The sequence below is a fragment of the Mesorhizobium sp. M0701 genome (genome assembly GCF_040320365.1).
In the GTDB taxonomy this organism is placed as follows: domain Bacteria; phylum Pseudomonadota; class Alphaproteobacteria; order Rhizobiales; family Rhizobiaceae; genus Mesorhizobium.
Genome location: NZ_JAMYPO010000004.1, coordinates 157,489 through 174,329, shown reverse-complemented (window position 1 = coordinate 174,329; position 16,841 = coordinate 157,489). Strand labels below are relative to the sequence as shown.

The 16,841-nt window shown below is 61.9% G+C and carries 15 protein-coding genes; 12 read left to right on the top strand and 3 right to left on the bottom strand.

What is annotated here, in order from left to right; all coding sequences use genetic code 11:
- Positions 1 to 58 precede the first annotated feature (58 nt).
- The 5 genes from NKI24_RS06200 to NKI24_RS06180 all read left to right on the top strand — a co-directional run bounded on the left by NKI24_RS06200 (position 59) and on the right by NKI24_RS06180 (position 5,507).
- A complete protein-coding gene (locus tag NKI24_RS06200; protein ID WP_352454814.1) occupies positions 59 to 1,066 on the top strand; it encodes a glycosyltransferase family 2 protein in 1,008 nt (335 codons plus the stop codon).
- Entirely contained in the window at positions 1,066 to 1,836 is a 771-nt protein-coding gene (locus NKI24_RS06195) for a class I SAM-dependent methyltransferase (protein WP_352743930.1), read from the top strand. The genes NKI24_RS06200 and NKI24_RS06195 overlap by 1 nt, the downstream gene beginning before the upstream one ends.
- A gap of 7 nt (positions 1,837 to 1,843) precedes the next feature.
- Complete coding sequence (locus NKI24_RS06190) at positions 1,844 to 2,239, top strand: GtrA family protein (RefSeq protein WP_023677541.1); 396 nt, start codon at positions 1,844 to 1,846, stop codon at positions 2,237 to 2,239.
- Positions 2,229 to 3,803 (top strand): hypothetical protein, encoded by a 1,575-nt coding sequence (locus NKI24_RS06185; protein ID WP_352743928.1) that lies wholly within the window; start codon positions 2,229 to 2,231, stop codon positions 3,801 to 3,803. The genes NKI24_RS06190 and NKI24_RS06185 overlap by 11 nt, the downstream gene beginning before the upstream one ends.
- A gap of 270 nt (positions 3,804 to 4,073) precedes the next feature.
- The gene (locus NKI24_RS06180; protein ID WP_352743926.1) at positions 4,074 to 5,507 is read left to right on the top strand and encodes a hypothetical protein; all 1,434 of its coding nucleotides are present in this window, start codon (positions 4,074 to 4,076) and stop codon (positions 5,505 to 5,507) included.
- Here NKI24_RS06180 and NKI24_RS06175 read toward each other — a convergent pair.
- The 3 genes from NKI24_RS06175 to NKI24_RS06165 all read right to left on the bottom strand — a co-directional run bounded on the left by NKI24_RS06175 (position 5,470) and on the right by NKI24_RS06165 (position 8,346).
- Positions 5,470 to 6,087: an alpha-ketoglutarate-dependent dioxygenase AlkB family protein gene (locus NKI24_RS06175; protein WP_352743924.1), complete on the bottom strand. Its 618-nt coding sequence runs from the start codon at positions 6,085 to 6,087 to the stop codon at positions 5,470 to 5,472. The two genes, NKI24_RS06180 and NKI24_RS06175, sit on opposite strands and share 38 nt — an antisense overlap.
- Before the next feature lie 131 nt (positions 6,088 to 6,218).
- The gene (gene arfB, locus NKI24_RS06170) at positions 6,219 to 6,656 is read right to left on the bottom strand and encodes an alternative ribosome rescue aminoacyl-tRNA hydrolase ArfB (protein WP_023677545.1); all 438 of its coding nucleotides are present in this window, start codon (positions 6,654 to 6,656) and stop codon (positions 6,219 to 6,221) included.
- 79 nt (positions 6,657 to 6,735) lie between these two features.
- Positions 6,736 to 8,346, bottom strand: coding sequence for a phosphoenolpyruvate carboxykinase (locus tag NKI24_RS06165; protein WP_352451655.1), 1,611 nt, complete (start codon positions 8,344 to 8,346; stop codon positions 6,736 to 6,738).
- A gap of 341 nt (positions 8,347 to 8,687) precedes the next feature.
- Here NKI24_RS06165 and NKI24_RS06160 point away from each other — a divergent pair, with 341 nt between their 5' ends.
- The 7 genes from NKI24_RS06160 to NKI24_RS06130 all read left to right on the top strand — a co-directional run bounded on the left by NKI24_RS06160 (position 8,688) and on the right by NKI24_RS06130 (position 16,840).
- Entirely contained in the window at positions 8,688 to 9,389 is a 702-nt protein-coding gene (locus NKI24_RS06160; protein WP_023677547.1) for a response regulator transcription factor, read from the top strand.
- Positions 9,390 to 9,411: 22 nt separating this feature from the next.
- The gene (locus tag NKI24_RS06155; protein WP_023677548.1) at positions 9,412 to 11,196 is read left to right on the top strand and encodes a sensor histidine kinase; all 1,785 of its coding nucleotides are present in this window, start codon (positions 9,412 to 9,414) and stop codon (positions 11,194 to 11,196) included.
- Between the two features lie 31 nt (positions 11,197 to 11,227).
- On the top strand, positions 11,228 to 11,674 hold the full coding sequence (locus NKI24_RS06150; protein ID WP_352568484.1) for an HPr kinase/phosphorylase: 447 nt from the start codon (positions 11,228 to 11,230) through the stop codon (positions 11,672 to 11,674).
- A gap of 164 nt (positions 11,675 to 11,838) precedes the next feature.
- Positions 11,839 to 12,240 carry a PTS sugar transporter subunit IIA gene (locus NKI24_RS06145; RefSeq protein ID WP_352454807.1) on the top strand — a complete coding sequence of 134 codons (402 nt, stop codon included), beginning with the start codon at positions 11,839 to 11,841 and terminating at the stop codon, positions 12,238 to 12,240.
- A complete protein-coding gene (locus NKI24_RS06140) occupies positions 12,237 to 12,533 on the top strand; it encodes an HPr family phosphocarrier protein (RefSeq protein WP_023677551.1) in 297 nt (98 codons plus the stop codon). The genes NKI24_RS06145 and NKI24_RS06140 overlap by 4 nt, the downstream gene beginning before the upstream one ends.
- A 156-nt stretch (positions 12,534 to 12,689) precedes the next feature.
- Complete coding sequence (gene ahcY, locus NKI24_RS06135) at positions 12,690 to 14,090, top strand: adenosylhomocysteinase (RefSeq protein ID WP_023677552.1); 1,401 nt, start codon at positions 12,690 to 12,692, stop codon at positions 14,088 to 14,090.
- A 188-nt stretch (positions 14,091 to 14,278) separates the two neighbouring features.
- Positions 14,279 to 16,840 carry a sensor histidine kinase gene (locus NKI24_RS06130; RefSeq protein WP_352454805.1) on the top strand — a complete coding sequence of 854 codons (2,562 nt, stop codon included), beginning with the start codon at positions 14,279 to 14,281 and terminating at the stop codon, positions 16,838 to 16,840.
- The last annotated feature ends 1 nt before the right edge of the window (position 16,841 follow it).

Sequence of the window (16,841 nt, the reverse complement as noted above, 5' to 3'; positions counted from 1 at the left end):
AAGTCATCTTAACCCAGTCTTTCTATTGTCGGGCCTGATCTGCGGGCTCGGCAAACAAATGAATGCGCCATTCCTAAACATCGATCGGCCGGCAGCTGACCGCATCGCACGTCCGGGCAGCGGCGGCGCAACGATTGCCCTGATCGTGCCTGTCCACAATGAGGAAGGCGCAATTGCTCCATTCCTGAAGGCGGTATGCGAAAGCACCGCGCCGCTGAAGGACAAAGGCGTTGCCCTCGAGTTCATCTTCGTCAACGACGGCAGCAGCGATACGACGCTCGAAAAGCTGATCGAAGCCCAACAGACCGATCCACGCATCCACGTAATCGACCTTTCACGCAATTTCGGCAAGGAAGCCGCGATGACCGCGGGGCTCGACAGCTGCGATGCCGATGCAGCGATCCCGATGGATGTCGATATGCAGGATCCGCCGCATGTCATTCCGCTGCTTGTGGAAAAGTGGCGCGAGGGTTTTGAGGTTGTTCTGGCTAAGCGAGCCAATCGGTCGAGCGACAGCTTTCTCAAGCAGCGCTCCGCCTCGATGTTCTACCGCGTTCACAACTGGATCGCGCAGCAGAAGATCCCGCACGATGTCGGCGACTTCCGTTTGATCGACCGCCAGGTCATCCAGGCGCTGCGGTCTTTGCCCGAACGCCGTCGTTTCATGAAGGGCCTGTTCGCCTGGGTCGGGTTCCGCACCGCAAGCGTCGAATATGTCCGCGATCAGCGCATCGCCGGCCAGTCGAAATTCTCCGGCTGGAAGCTGTGGAACTTCGCGCTCGAAGGCATCACCAGCTTCTCCACCGCTCCGCTTGAAATCTGGACCTATGTCGGCGCGACGATTTCCGCGCTGTCGTTCCTCTACGGCCTGCTGATCGTCGCCAAGACAATGATCTTTGGCGTTGATGTGCCCGGCTACGCCTCCCTGCTGGTCAGTGTTCTTTTCCTTGGCGGCATCCAGTTACTCGGCATCGGCATCATCGGACAATACCTCGGCAGGGTCTACGCCGAGATCAAGCAGCGTCCGATCTACATCGTGCGCCGCAAATATGAGGGAATGAGCTGATGGAGATCGACGCCTACCGACAGATGGCTGCCACCGAAGACGAGCATTGGTGGTTCTGCGGGCGTCGCGCCATCGCCGAGGCGGTCATTCGCAGCATCGGCCTGCCTGAAAACGCGCGCATCGTCGAGATCGGCGCCGGCACCGGCGGCAACATCCGGATGCTGGAGCAGTTCGGCGCAGTGACGGCAGTCGAGATGAGCGATCTCGCACGCAGGATTGCCTGGGAAAAGACCGGCCGCGAGTTCCTCGCCGGACATCTGCCGGACAACATTCCTGTCGCGCCGCAAAGCTGCGACCTCGTCTGCCTGTTCGACGTGCTGGAGCATGTCGCCGAAGACGAGGCGTCGCTTGCCGCGATCCGCCAAGTGCTGAAACCGGGCGGCAGCGTCGTCCTCACTGTGCCCGCACACCAATGGTTGTGGAGCACGCATGATGTGGGGCTGCATCATATGCGGCGCTATTCACGCAATCTGCTGCGTGAACGAATCGAAAGGGCTGGTTTCGCGATCGACCGGCTGAGCTACACAAATGCCGCGCTCTTCCCGGTAGCGGCGCTGGCACGACTGGTGGACAGGTTGCGCAAGTCGGCCTTGCCAGCCGGCCATGCTACGCCGCCAAAACCACTGAATGCGGCGATGAAGGCAGTGTTTTCGGCGGAAAGCCGCATCATACCAAATGCAAGCTTGCCCTTCGGGGTTTCGCTGCTGGCAGTATTCCGCGAGGACAGCGCCGTCGAAACCGCTCGCCTCGACGAGAAATTGGCAGCTTGACCGCGTCATGGGCACCGGCTCGTATCGTCGACTATCGCGCTTTGCGCTGATTGGCATCGCGTCGACGCTGATCTACGCCGTTTGCGCTTTTCTGCTGTCGCGTGGACAGGCAACGGCGGCCCTGCCGGCGGCGCTCACATCGTTTGCGGCCTACGCCGTCGCCGCGCTGTTCTCCTACACCGGGCATAAATATTTCACGTTCACCTCGGGCGGCAGCCACGCTATGGAATTGCCCCGCTTCCTCCTGCTCACCGCTTCCGGCCTCGCCGTCGCGATCGCCCTGCCGGGGCTTTTGACCCAGATGCTCGGCGTCCCTGCCGCAATCCCGATCCTGCTCACCTGCATTGCCGTGCCGGTCATCAACTATGTCGTCCTCGGGCGGTGGGTGTTTCGTGGTCTCTAGCGCGCGATCCCTCAGTGAACTGCTGCCCGGCGCCAACCGCTTCTCGCCCTTTGTGGGCGTAGCGGGTGCTCCGTTGCTGCTGGCCAGTCTGGTCGTCACATACGCCGTCTGGCTATCGACCGTTGCAATTCCGACCAATGTTGACGTGTCGTGGCTTCTGGTCGTCTGCGACCGCCTGCTTGGCGGAGAGCGGCTCAACACCGACATCGTGGAGACCAACCCCCCTTTCTCGATCTGGCTCTACATGCCGTTCATGCTCCTGGAAAAGCTCACTGGCATGCGTGCGGAATTCTGGCTGACGCTTGGCGTCGTTTGCCTGAGCCTGGCCAGTCTTTCCGTTTCCGTCCGCATTCTCGCGCGCGATGAACCGGTCTACCGGCAGCCCCATGCGCTGTGGGCGGCAGCGGCGGCCCTGTTTTTGATCCTGTGTTTCATGCCGGATCAATTCGGCCAACGCGAGCACTTCGCATTGATTGCCATTCTGCCTTGGGTGGCGTTGCAATGCACACGTCAGCGGAACCTGGATTTCAGCGCGGGCTCGCGCCTGGAGCACATGGTCGCGGGCTTTGGCGCGGCGGTCGTGGTCATGGTCAAGCCGCCCTATTTTGTGCTGGCCTTCATGTTGCCGTCGCTCTGTCTTGCGCTTGAAAGGCGGTCGCTGAGACCGCTCTTCGTCGCAGAGAACCTGGTGGGCGCTGCGATCGTGGCCGCCTATATCGCGTCTATTGCGCTCTTCGACCGCGCTTACGTCAGCGACGTCCTGCCCCTGGTCAGGGAGGTCTATCTTCCGTTGAGGGCCTCTGCCGCCGATATGCTGGCAAACTGGCCGAAAGTGGTGCTGCTTCTGGCCGCCGCCACCGTGCTTGCGGCCGGCGGCCTGAGAAAGACGAACTGGGACGTCAGGATTCCGCTCCTGACCGCCCTGGGGTTCATTCCGGCCTTCATCGTCATGGGCAAGGGTTGGCCCAATCACGCGCTGCCGATGGTCGTTGTTGCGACACTTGCATTTGGCATCCAGCTTGTGCGGTTCGGCACATTCGGCAGTGCAGGCTTCGTTCGCAAGGCCGCCCTGATCTTCGGCTGCGTGCTGGTGCTGCAAATAGCGGTCAGGGCACAGTACGCGGCGCTGACGACGGATAACGGCCCGATCGACCGGTCTGTCGCCGCGATCCGCGCAACGGTCGAAACCCCGACCATCATGTCGATTGCCGACCAGATGCAGGTTGCCCATCCCCTCGCCAGGCTGGTTGGCGGCAGGTTCATATCACGCCATCCGAGCGCCTGGGCGGTCTCCAACGCGGACACGCTCGCCCGCGTCACCGGCGATCTCGAACGGAGACGGGAACTTGAAAGCATCCGCGATCGGGTGATCGGCGAAAACGCCGCCGAGATATCAGCGAAGAAGCCCGATATCGTGCTGTCAGGCTCGCCCGCGTGGACTGCCCTGATGCTGCAGGACAAGCGGATCCAGGTCGCCTTGGCCGACTATCGTCTGCTGCACGCCGAGCCGGAAATCACTGTCTATCTGCGTTACACGGCGCCTGCGCCGCTCCAAACCGATTGAGCAGGAGCCCCGGAAACCCATGACACGGCTGGATCCAATCGCTCCGCTGGACGACAGATGGCTCGATCTCGAGAGCCTCGGTGCAACAGCATGAGCGTCTCGAACGACATTGGCGGCTTGAGCCGCTGGCGCGACCGGGATATTGCGGCGTCGCTGCTTCCTAGCCGCAATGTCCTGGCCATTGCCGCAGTCACCGTCTTTTCGATCTTCTGGCAGCGACGTTGGGGGACTGTTCCCGACACTAGCTGGCTGATCACGGTCTGCGAGCGTATGCTGTCCGGTGAGCGGCTTTACTCGCAAATCTACGAGACCAATCCCCCATTCAGCGTCTGGCTCTATCTGCCGCCAGTGGCTGCGGCCAGATTGCTGGGCACCGCCCCGGAAATCCTGGTTGAGGCCTGGACATACCTTGCCGTGTTTATCGGACTTTCGCTCTCGGGCGTGATCGTCAAGCGTGCGGGTTTCACCGAAACTGCATCATTGTTTGCACTGGGGCCAGCGTTTTGCGCAATGTTGGTGGTCTTCCCCGGAAATGCTTTCAGTGAGCGGGAGCATATCGGCATGGCACTTTTCATGCCGCTGCTTGCGCTTCATGCCTGGCGCGCGCGCAGAGATGCAGCTGCCCAACCAGACCCCGGGCTCGCTGTACTCGCCGGCCTGTCGGGCAGCATTCTGCTGCTGGTCAAGCCCTACTATGCGATCATGGTGTTGGCGCCGGCGCTGGTCGTTGCAGTGCGCCGGCGCAGTCTGAAATCGATCTTCGCCCTGGAACACTGGGTCATTGGCGGCATCTGCGTTGTCTATCTCAGCACGGTCACGCTGATCCATCCGGAATTCGTGCGCGACATCTATCCCCTCTTGGCGGACGTGTATGCAAAGATCGGCATCTTTTGGCCGATTGTGATCGGCTACGGTTTCTCGTGGTGTTTCCTTGTCTTCCTGATCTGGTGGCTGTGGCCTGCCAGGCGGTTTCCAGAGCTGGCGGCGGTTGCGTTGGCGGCATCGATCGCTGGCATGTTTCCCCTGTTCTACCAAGCCAAAGGCTGGTCTTATCATGCCTATCCCGCGATCTTTTGCGCTGTGGCAGCCATTTTCTGCCTGCTGGCACTGCCCAGGATCGTGCAGCAGCCGTCGAAGCTGTTGACGTTCGTGACGGCTCCTTCGCGAGCTTGGGCATTGGCGGCGGTGGCAATCGCTTTCTTGCCGTACTGGAGCACCCAGAAACCAGGGCCGGCGCTGATTGCCGCAATTCGCGCCGCCACCGATCGGCCGACCGTAGCGTTGGTCAGTTCGGATATTTCCTCGGGACATCCGTTGAACCGTATGATCGATGGGCAGTTCGTTTCGACCCACGTCAGCGATTGGCTTGGAGCGTTCGCACTTTCCCTGTCCCGGCAGGCAGCTCTCTCGGGTGACACCGCCGAAGCCATGCGTTACCGAGCCATCATGGCGCGCTACGTCGAAAGCAAACGCGAAGAGTTCGTGCGTCTGCGCCCGGATATCGTCGTCTTCAAGAAAAACAACACGATGTGGACAAGCCAACTGATGGAGCGTTTTGGCTTTGACGCCATCCTGGCGCACTACCGCATTCTTATCGAGGACGAGACCGAGCGCATCTATCTGCGCGACGATTATGTCCGCCCGGGCCACCGGCCACCCGAACAGCCTATTTCGGCATCGTCACCCGTCGCAGCGTCAGATTGATGCGGCCGCCACTCCTAAGCAATGCCGAGGTCGACGGGTAGATACGGTCGACGCCGTGAAAGCAGAGCCGCCCTTCGCCGCCAAGCACGACGACGTCGCCGCTCCTCAGCCTGAACGATTTGGTGGCGCCGTCGCGCGTCGTCTGGCCGACCCGGAACAGGCAATCGTCGCCGAGCGACACCGAGACGACAGGCGCGGAGAAATCGCTCTCGTCGCGGTCCTGGTGAAGACCCATCTTGGCATCCTGCGAATAGAAATTGACCAGGCAGGCTTCCGGCAGGTGCGCATAGGCAGATACATCCCGCCACAGTTCGAGCAGCATCTCCGGGATCGGCGGCCAAGGCCTTCCGGTCACCGGATGGGTCGGCTGGTAGCGATAGCCGTGCTCCTTGTCGGTGACCCAGCCCAGCGGACCGCAATTGGTCATGCGCACGCTCATCTCCTTGCCGGTACGCGGCATCGCCGGCACGAACAGCGGGGCGTTCTGCACGATCTGCCTGATATCTTCAACCAGCACTTCCTGCATGGCGCGCGACAGGTAGCCGGGCATATGGCGGACGCCTTTGGGCAGTACGAGCATCGCGTCGCTTAATCCGTTGGTCTGGAGAAATCAGAATGCCACCGTCAAATGAAAACGGCGACCCGAAAGCCGCCTCCGACGGTGGCTGCGCGCTTTAACCGACGATCTGAGATCCGAAGCCGCTTCGGCTGTCACTCATCCCCGACCCGGCCGCGCAGTTTCTTGATCGAGCCGCGCCCGGCCTTGCTCTTGAGCCGTCTTTCGACCGCGCCTTTGGACGGCCTGGTCTTCTTGCGCGGCGGTGGTGGTGGTTCGGCGGCCTTGGCGACCAGTGCCGTCAGCCGCGCCCGGGCGTCCGCCCGGTTCTGCTCCTGGGTGCGGAAGCGTCCGGCTTCAATGACGATGACGCCGTCCTTGGTGGCGCGCTGGCCGGCAAGCTTGATGGTCCGTTCGCGCACCCGCTCCGACAGGCCAGCCGCATTGGCGGCATCGAAGCGCAATTGCACTGCCGTCGCCACCTTGTTGACGTTCTGGCCGCCCGGGCCGGACGAACGGATGAAGTCCTCGTGCAGGTCGCCCGGATTAATCACCGCATCGTCGGTAATGATGATCTTGTCGTCGGCGTTCATGCCGCACTCATGGCGCGGCAGGCGAAAAAAGAAAAGGCCCGATCGAAGCCGGGCCTTGAAGCATCACCAGGGGCGACGGCTATTCAGCCGCTACCTGCATGCGTGGTGCGGCGCCGAGCACCGTGGCGTCGACATGGGCTTCGAATTTCTCGAAATTGTCGACGAACATGCCGACCAGCCTTGCCGCCTGCCGGTCGTAGGCGGGCTTGTCGATCCAGGTCGATCTAGGGTCGAGAATGGCGCGGTCGACGCCGGCAACCGTCACCGGTACGTCGAAACCGAAATTGGCGTCGGTGCGGAAGTCGGCCGCTTTTAGCGAGCCGTCGAGCGCCGCCGCAAGCAGCGCCCGTGTTGCTTTGATCGGCATTCGTTTGCCGGTGCCGTAGGCGCCGCCGGTCCAGCCGGTGTTGACCAGCCAGCAATCGACGCCGTGGCGGGCGATGAGCTCGCGCAGCAGATTGCCATATTCCGACGGATGCCGCGGCATGAACGGTGCGCCGAAGCATGTCGAAAATGTCGCTTCGGGTTCCGTAACGCCCTTCTCGGTCCCCGCCACCTTGGCGGTATAGCCGGAGAGGAAATGGTACATGGCCTGCGCCGGGGTCAGCCGCGCGATCGGCGGCATCACACCGAATGCGTCGGCGGTCAGCATGATGATGTTCTTCGGGTGGCTGGCGCGCCCCGTCTTGCTGGCGTTGGGGATGAAGTGGAGCGGATAGGCGCAGCGTGTGTTTTCGGTCAGCCCGCCGTCGTCGAAATCCGGCACGCGGCCTGCGTCGAGCGCCACATTCTCCAGCACCGTGCCGAAGCGCTGGGTGGTGGCGAAGATCTCCGGCTCGGCTTCGGCCGAAAGCTTGATCGTCTTGGCATAGCAGCCGCCCTCGAAATTGAAGATGCCGTGCGGTCCCCAGCCATGCTCGTCGTCGCCGACCAGCGTGCGCGACGGGTCGGCCGACAACGTCGTCTTGCCGGTCCCGGAAAGGCCGAAGAAAACGGCCGCGTCGCCGACGGGCCCTTCATTGGCCGAGCAGTGCATCGGCATCACACCCTTTGCCGGGAGCAGATAGTTGAGTACGGTGAACACCGACTTCTTCATCTCACCGGCATACGAGGTACCGCCGATCAACACGATCATGTGCGAAAGATCGACGGCAATCACCGTTTCGCCGCGCGTGCCGTGGCGGGCGGGATCGGCGCGGAACGACGGCAGGTCGATGATCGTCAAATCGGGCATGAAATGCTCGAGTTCGGCGGCGGCCGGTCGGATGAGCAGATTGCGGATGAACAAGGAGTGCCAGGCAAGCTCCGTGATCACCCTGGTCGGCAGCTTCAGTTCCTCGTCGGCGCCGCCGACCAGGTCCTGCACATAAAGATCCTTTCCGGCCGCGTGGGCGCGAAAATCGGCAAGCAGCGTATCGAACTGGATCGGCGAAATCGCTTTGTTGTTGTCCCACCATATATGCGGCGCGGTGCTTTCGTCGCGCACCACGAATTTGTCCCTGGGCGAGCGGCCGGTGTGCTGCCCGGTCTCGGCGGCAAGCGCGCCATGCGCGGTGAGTCGGGCCTCGCCACGGCGGATTGCCTCCTCGTAGAGCGCGGCCGCGCCGAAATTATAGCGCACCACCCCCGTGGTTCTCAGGCCGATGCGATCGATTGCACATGCAGGATTGCGTTTGCCGGCTTCCGACATGGGTGTCCCTTCTTCGATTTACCGCGTCTTTACCGGCGAATTCCGGAACCCCCATTGCAGGAGCTAAAAACGTCAAAACCAGAAAAGGCGAATGATATCAAATCATTAATCGATTTAAATATTTTGAAAGTTGTTTAAATCGTTTATATGTGCAAAAACACTGATGGTTGCCCAAGGATTGGCGATGTTCATTCGTCCAATCCATATCGAGGTACAATTGTGGCCGTCGACATGCCGCGCGTGACAGCGGATACAGCCTGTGCCACATTTTGTACCTAATTTGTCCTGCAAAAGCCCCTTCTCGACGAAAGAAGGGACAGCTCATGAGGGAGCCGCTTGAAATGGCAACAATCGCGCTTGTCGACGACGATCGCAACATTCTGACTTCGGTTTCGATCGCCCTCGAATCCGAGGGTTATCGGGTCGAAACCTACACGGATGGGGCATCGGCGCTGGAGGGACTGGCGGCGCGCCCGCCGAACCTCGCCATCCTCGACATCAAGATGCCGCGCATGGACGGCATGGAGTTGCTGCGCCGGATGCGTCAGAAATCCGACCTGCCGGTAATCTTCCTGACCTCCAAGGACGATGAGATCGATGAACTGTTCGGCCTCAAGATGGGCGCCGACGACTTCATCCGCAAACCCTTCTCGCAGCGTCTTCTGGTGGAGCGCGTCCGCGCCGTGCTGCGCCGCGCCAGCACCCGCGAGGCGGCGGCCAAGGCGCCCAACCAGCAGGCCCGGTCGCTTGAGCGCGGCCAGCTTGTCATGGACCAGGAGCGCCACACCTGCACCTGGAAGGGCGAGCCGGTGACGCTTACCGTCACCGAGTTCCTCATCCTGCATTCGCTGGCACAGCGTCCGGGGGTCGTAAAAAGCCGTGATGCGCTGATGGATTCGGCTTATGATGAGCAGGTCTATGTCGATGACCGCACCATCGACAGTCACATCAAGCGGCTGCGCAAAAAGTTCAAGGCCGTTGATGATGACTTCGAAATGATCGAAACCCTTTACGGAGTCGGATATCGGTTCCGCGAAGCTTGAGTCGAGCGGGAGCTGCTATTCGATGGCAGTGCAAGTAGAGCGAGTGAGACGGTCGGGCGCCGCCAGGCGCCCGCCGCGGATTCTGCCCGCCTTCGTGTCGAAAATTACGGTGCCGATGCGCCGGTTTCTCGGCCATCACATCTTTTCCAGCCTGACGCGGCGTATCCTCTTTCTCAACCTTGCCGGCCTTGCCGTCCTGGTCACCGGCATTCTCTATCTCAATACCTTTCGCGACGGGCTGATCGACGCCCGTGTCGAGAGCCTGATGACTCAAGGCGAGATCATCGCCGGCGCGATCGCCGCCTCGGCGACGGTCGAGACCGATTCGATCAGCATCGATCCGGAGAAGCTGCTCGAGTTGCAGGCCGGCGAAAGCCTCGGCCCGGGCTCCGATCAGCTCGACAATCTCGATTTCCCGATCAATCCGGAGCGCGTGGCGCCGGTGCTCAGGCGCTTGATCTCGCCGACGCGCACACGCGCCCGCATTTACGACCGTGACGCCAACCTGCTGCTCGATTCCCGCCATCTCTATTCGCGCGGCCAGATCCTTCGCTACGACCTGCCGCCGGTCGAAGAGGAGCAGCCGGACCTTCTGGAGCGCATCCAGAAATTCGTCTTCGATTTCTTCCGCAACAAGCAGCTGCCCGTCTATCGCGAGCAGCCGGGCGGCAACGGTGCCGCGTTTCCGGAAGTGGTCAAGGCGCTTACCGGCAGTCCGTCGACGATCGTGCGGATATCGGAGCAGGGCGAGCAGATCGTTTCCGTGGCGGTGCCGATCCAGCGCTTCCGTGCCGTTCTCGGCGTGCTGATGCTGTCGACCGAAGGCGGCGACATCGACAAGATCGTCGCGGCCGAGCGCAAGGCGATCCTGCGCGTGTTCGGCATTGCCGCCCTGGTTACCGCCATCCTGTCGATGCTGCTGGCCTCCACTATCGCCAACCCGCTGCGCCGGCTTTCCGCGGCGGCGGTCAGGGTTCGCCGCGGCGTCAAGAACCGCGAGGAAATCCCCGACTTCTCCGACCGCCAGGACGAGATCGGCAATCTGTCGATCGCCGTGCGCGACATGACCAATGCGCTCTACGCCCGCATCGAGGCGATCGAAAGTTTTGCCGCGGATGTCTCGCACGAGTTGAAGAACCCGCTTACCTCGCTGCGCAGCGCGGTGGAGACATTGCCGCTGGCCAGGAACGACAATTCGCGCAGCCGGCTGATGGATATCATCCAGCACGATGTGAGGCGGCTTGACCGTCTCATCACCGATATTTCCGATGCCTCCCGTCTCGATGCCGAGCTGGCGCGGGAAGATGCGGGAACCGTCGACCTCAAGAAGTTCATCACCGATCTGGTCGCCGTCTCGCGCGAGGCCACGCGCAACAAGAAGGCGGTCGAGATCGAATTCAAGGTCGCCAAACTGCCACAGGGCGTGAAAGGCTACTTCGTCGTCGGTCATGACCTGAGGATCGGCCAGGTGATCACCAACCTGATCGAGAATGCCCGCTCGTTCGTTCCCGAGGAACGTGGCCACATCACCATATCGCTGGCGCGCGCCGGCAAGTTCAACATCGTCACCATCGACGACAATGGACCCGGTATCCGTGCCGATAACATCGACCGCATTTTCGAGCGGTTCTATACCGATCGGCCGGCCGGCGAGGCGTTCGGTCAGAACTCGGGCCTTGGCCTGTCGATATCCAGGCAGATCGTTGAAGCCCATGGCGGCACGCTGAGCGCCGAGAACATCCCGGGCACCAAGCCTGGCGAGATCAAGGGCGCGCGCTTCGTGGTGACGCTGCCGGCGGAAGGCTGACGGATGAATTACAATCACGCCTGGTCCTATTGTGCAGCCTGAAAACATTCACGGCACCGCGATCCTGATAGGGGATCGCGGCATTCTCATCACCGGACCGTCCGGCTTGGGCAAGACGACGCTGGCGCTCGCCTTGATCGATCATTGCAGCCAGCGTGGGCTGTTTTCCCGGCTGATCGGCGATGACCAGCTCTATGCTGCAGATTGCGACGGGCGGCTGGTCTGCCGCGCACCGGCCAGCATAGCCGGCCTCGTCGAGGTGCCGGGATTCGGCCCCAAACCGATACGGTTCGAGCCAAGCTGCGTGATCGACCTCATTATCCGGCTGGTGCCAGCCGGCAAAATGGCCCGCTTCCAGGAAGACTGCAGCGAACTCGTTGTCGGCGTACCAGTGCCGCGCATCGATCTTGCCGGGCGCAATGTAGCGGCGGCCTTGCCGGCAGTGATGTCGCGCCTGTCGATTGCGCCTTTCCTGTGATCCGATTTCGATTTTTTGCTGCAATGCGTCAAATTGGCTTGGGCCGGCGCAATTTTGGGCTTGTCAACGGGCCTTGCGTCGACAAGATAGCGCTCCCGCCACCTGGAACGGTCGGCGAGCATAAAATGCGCCTGTGAAGCGGCGATGACGGGAGCCACCAAAGAATGATCGGACTCGTGCTTGTAACGCACGGTCAACTGGCCGCCGAGTTCCGCAATGCCGTGGAACATGTCGTTGGGCCACAAGACAATTTCGAGACCGTGGCGATCGGTGCCGACGACGATATGGAACAGCGCCGCCGCGACATTATCGAGGCAGTCGGCCTCGTCGATACGGGATCAGGCGTCATCGTTTTGACCGACATGTTCGGCGGCACGCCCTCTAACCTCGCCATTTCCGTGATGGAATCCGGGCGTATCGAGGTCATTGCCGGCATGAACCTGCCGATGCTGATCAAGCTGTCCAGCGTTCGCAAGGGCGACAACATGACGGCCGCGCTGGATGAGGCGCAGGCTGCCGGCCGTAAATACATCAATGTCGCCAGTCAACTCCTGAGCAGCAAATGAGCGCGCTGTTGCCGGAAAAGGACAAGATCGTTCGCGACTTTCCGATCGTCAACCAGCGCGGCCTGCACGCACGCGCCTCGGCCAAGTTCGTTCAAATCGCCAGCGGCTTCAACGCCACGGTCCAGGTCGAGAAGGACGGCGTCAAGGTCGGCGGCACCTCGATCATGGGCCTGATGATGCTGGCGGCGAGCCCCGGTTATTCGATCCGCGTCACCGCCACCGGCCCGGAGGCCGAAGAGGTCATCGATGCGCTGGAGCAACTGGTTGCTTCCCGTTTTGGCGAGGAATGCTGACGTGCTGATCGCTTCTGAAGACATGCACGGATAAAGATTTCTTTATATCCCATTGTCGTCCGACTCCCGATCTGCTAGTCAGGCCGGCACCTCGCGCCCTCCGACACGCTTTCGGGGCGGGCGCGTCCCGCAATCAATTCGCATCGGAGCACTGCCATGACGGGTAGCAAGGACTATGTGGTCGCAGACATCGCGCTTGCCGGCTGGGGCCGCAAGGAGATCGAGATCGCCGAAACCGAAATGCCGGGCCTGATGGCCTGCCGCGAAGAATTCGGCGACAAGAAGCCGCTCAAGGGCGCGCGCATCACCGGCTCGCTGCACATGACCATCCAGACGGCGGTGCTGATCGAAACGCTTAAGGCGCTCGGCGCCGATATCCGCTGGGCTTCCTGCAATATCTTCTCGACCCAGGACCACGCTGCCGCGGCCATTGCCGAGGCCGGAATTCCGGTGTTTGCCGTCAAGGGCGAGACGCTGGAGGATTATTGGGTCTACACCGACAAGATCTTCCAGTGGGCCGATGGCGGCACCTCCAACATGATCCTCGACGACGGTGGCGATGCCACCATGTACATCCTGATCGGCGCCCGCGCCGAGGCCGGCGAGGATGTGCTGTCCAATCCGGGCAGCGAAGAGGAAGAGATCCTGTTTGCCCAGATCAAGAAGCGCATGCAGGCATCGCCCGGCTTCTTCACCAAGCAGAAGGAAGCGATCCGCGGCGTTACCGAAGAGACGACGACCGGCGTCAACCGGCTCTATCAGTTGCAGAAAAAAGGCCTGCTGCCGTTCCCGGCGATCAACGTCAATGATTCCGTCACCAAGTCGAAATTCGACAACAAATATGGCTGCAAGGAATCGCTTGTCGACGGCATTCGCCGCGGCACCGACACGATGATGGCCGGCAAGGTCGCGGTTGTCTGCGGCTATGGCGACGTCGGCAAAGGCTCGTCGGCTTCGCTCAAGGGCGCCGGCGCCCGCGTCAAGGTCACCGAGGTCGATCCGATCTGCGCGCTGCAGGCGGCGATGGACGGTTTCGAGGTGGTCACGCTCGAAGACGCAGCGCCGACGGCCGACATCGTCATCACCACCACCGGCAACAAGGACGTCGTTACCCTCGACCACATGCGCCTGATGAAGGACATGGTGATCGTCGGCAACATCGGTCACTTCGACAACGAGATCCAGGTGGCGTCGCTGCGCAACCTGAAATGGACCAACATCAAGCCTCAGGTGGATATGATCACCTTCCCGGACGGCAAGCGGATGATCCTTTTGTCGGAAGGCCGCCTGCTCAACCTCGGCAACGCTACCGGCCACCCGAGCTTCGTCATGTCGGCGTCCTTCACCAACCAGGTGTTGGCCCAGATCGAGCTGTACACCAAGCCCGGCCAGTACGAGAACCAGGTCTATGTCCTGCCGAAGCATCTCGACGAAAAGGTCGCGCGCCTGCATCTCGACAAGCTCGGTGCCCGCCTGACCGAACTGTCCGGCGAACAGGCCGCCTATATCGGCGTCACTCCGCAGGGACCGTTCAAGCCGGAACACTACCGCTATTAACCACGGCGAAACTTGCCACTAGATATTGAAGCCGGGCGATTGACTTTTCGCCCGGCTTTATTTTTGCGCTGATTGATTCTTCACGCCGATTCGCGCAAGCGCTATGGTGCTGATTCGCGGTCCGGGGACGAGGCCCGGGCGCACGCATCAGGGCGGTCTTGTATTCAGGCGGCGAAGAGGACCAAGACATGCCGGGGGATAACCCGCCTTGCGCGGGACAGGCCGTTTCCGGCGGCCATAACGATTCGATCACGGGCTCCGCTGCCAGAGGCGGCAGCCTTCTTTGGCGCGCCGGCAGCCGTGTCGGGGTGCTGCTTGCTTCTTCCGCGTTGGTTGGTCCGCTGCTTGGCTTTACTGCACATGCCCAAACCCGCGTGGCGCAAAAGGCCGGGCTGTCGGTCAGCACGGTCGAGGTCATGCAACTCGCCATGTTCGTCGGCGTCATGGGGGCGGCATTGCTGTCGGCCATATTTCTGATCCGCGAACGGGCGCGCACCGCGGCGGAAAATGCCGAGCTCAGGACCCGTATCGCCGACGTCAATGCCGCGCTGCAGCGCTCGGAGGCGCTGCTCCATTCCCGCGATCAGCGCGTGGTGGTATGGGCGGCCGAGAACAAGAAGCCCGAGCTTGTCGGGACATTGCCGATCGAGAGCGGCGCGCCGGAGGACCGGGCGGCCTTCCTGGCTTTCGGCCGCTGGCTGATGCCGCGTTCGGCGGCCGCACTCGAACATGCCGTCGCGGCACTGCGGGACAAGGCAAAGCCGTTCGATCTGGTCATCGAATCGCAGGCCGGCCAGCCGCTCGAGGTTCACGGCCGCAAGAGTGCGGCGCATGTGCTGGTTCGCTTCGTCTCGCTTTCGGAGACACAGCGAAGCCAGGCCAGGCTGAAGATCGAGAACCAGCGCTTAGCCGCCGACCATGAGACGCTGATCGGTCTTCTGGATGCGCTCAAGATGCCGTCATGGCTGCGTACTGTCGACGGGCGGCTGAAATGGGTCAACCGCGCCTATGCCGAAGCGGTCGAGGCCGAGAATGCCGAAGCGGCGGTCCGCGATGGCAAGGAATTCCTCGGCGGCCAGGCGCGCGACACGATCGCTGCGCAGCACAAGTCGCGCGCGGTCTTTGAACAGACGCTCTCCACGGTCATCGAAGGCGACCGCCGTATGTTTGCCGTGACCGATTTTGCCGGAGCGGATGGTTCGGCTGGTCTTGCCTGCGACATCAGCGCTATCGAGGCCATTCGCGCCGAATATGAGCGGACCATGCAGAGCCACGCCGACACGCTCGATCAGCTCAACACCGCCGTGGCGATTTTCGACACCGACGAGAAATTGCGGTTTTTCAATCAGGCGTTCCAGAAACTATGGGGCCTCGACAGCGGCTTCCTGCACAGCGCGCCGGACAACGCCTTACTGCTCGACCGCCTGCGCAGCGAAGGCAAGATCGCCGAGCAGCCCGAATGGCGGCGCTGGAAAGAGAGCCTGCTCGGCGCTTACCGCGCGGTTGAATCGCAGGAGCATTGGTGGCATCTGCCGGACGGCAAGACCATTCGCGTCGTCGCCAATCCGCAGCCCAAGGGCGGCGTCACCTGGGTGTTCGAGAACCTGACCGAGAAGATGGACCTTGAAAGCCGCTACCAGACCGCCGTCCGGGTCCAGGGCGAGACGCTCGACAACCTCGCCGAAGGCGTCGCTGTGTTCGGCCCCGACGGCAGGCTGAGATTGTCGAACCCCGCGTTCGCGGCATTGTGGGGGCTGGATGCCGATGCCTCAAAACCCAACGTCCATGTCTCGACGATCCGCGACCTTTGCGACCGCCGTGCCGTCGACAGTCCGTGGGGCGGGTTCGTTGCCGCCATCACCGGCTTCGACGACGAGCGCCGCGACCGCCACGGCCAAACCGAATTGAACAACGGCACCGTTTTGCGCTACGCCGTCATCCCTTTGCCCAACGGCCAGGTGATGATGACCTTCGTCGACGTTACCGACAGCGTCAATGTCGAGCGGGCGCTGAAGGACAAGAATGAGGCGCTGCAAAAGTCCGACCAGATCAAGAACGAATTCGTGCAGCACGTCTCCTATGAGCTGCGCTCGCCACTCACCAACATCATCGGCTTTACCGAGCTTCTTTCACTGGCGTCGACTGGTCCGCTGAACCAGAAGCAACGCGAATATATCGGGCATGTCGGCTCGTCCTCCTCGGTCCTGCTCACCATCGTCAACGACATCCTCGACCTGGCGACGGTGGATGCCGGCATCATGGAACTCGACATTTCCGAAGTTCACATCGATCGAACCATTACGGCTGCCGCCGAACTGGTCGCCGACCGGCTGGAGGAACATGCGATCAAGCTTAGGATCGACGCGGCGGCAGCGCCGAAAACCTTCCACGGCGACGAGATCCGCGTCCGCCAGATCCTCTACAATCTGCTCAGCAATGCCGCCAATTACGCGCCGGAGGCGAGCACCATAACGCTCGCCTGCCGCCAACTTGCCGACGGCGTGGAATTTTCCGTTCACGATGACGGCCCCGGCATGCCGCCGGACCTGCTTGACTCAGTGTTCCGGCGCTTCGAGCCGCGCACCAATGGCGGCCGCCGCCGTGGCGCCGGGCTCGGCCTGTCGATCGTCAAGAGCTTTGTCGAACTGCATGGCGGCAGCGTCCGCATCGAGACCGGCAGGGATAAGGGCACCACGGTTGTTTGCGCCTTTCCCGACACGCCGTCCGGCATCCGCGCGGCGGCCGAGTAGC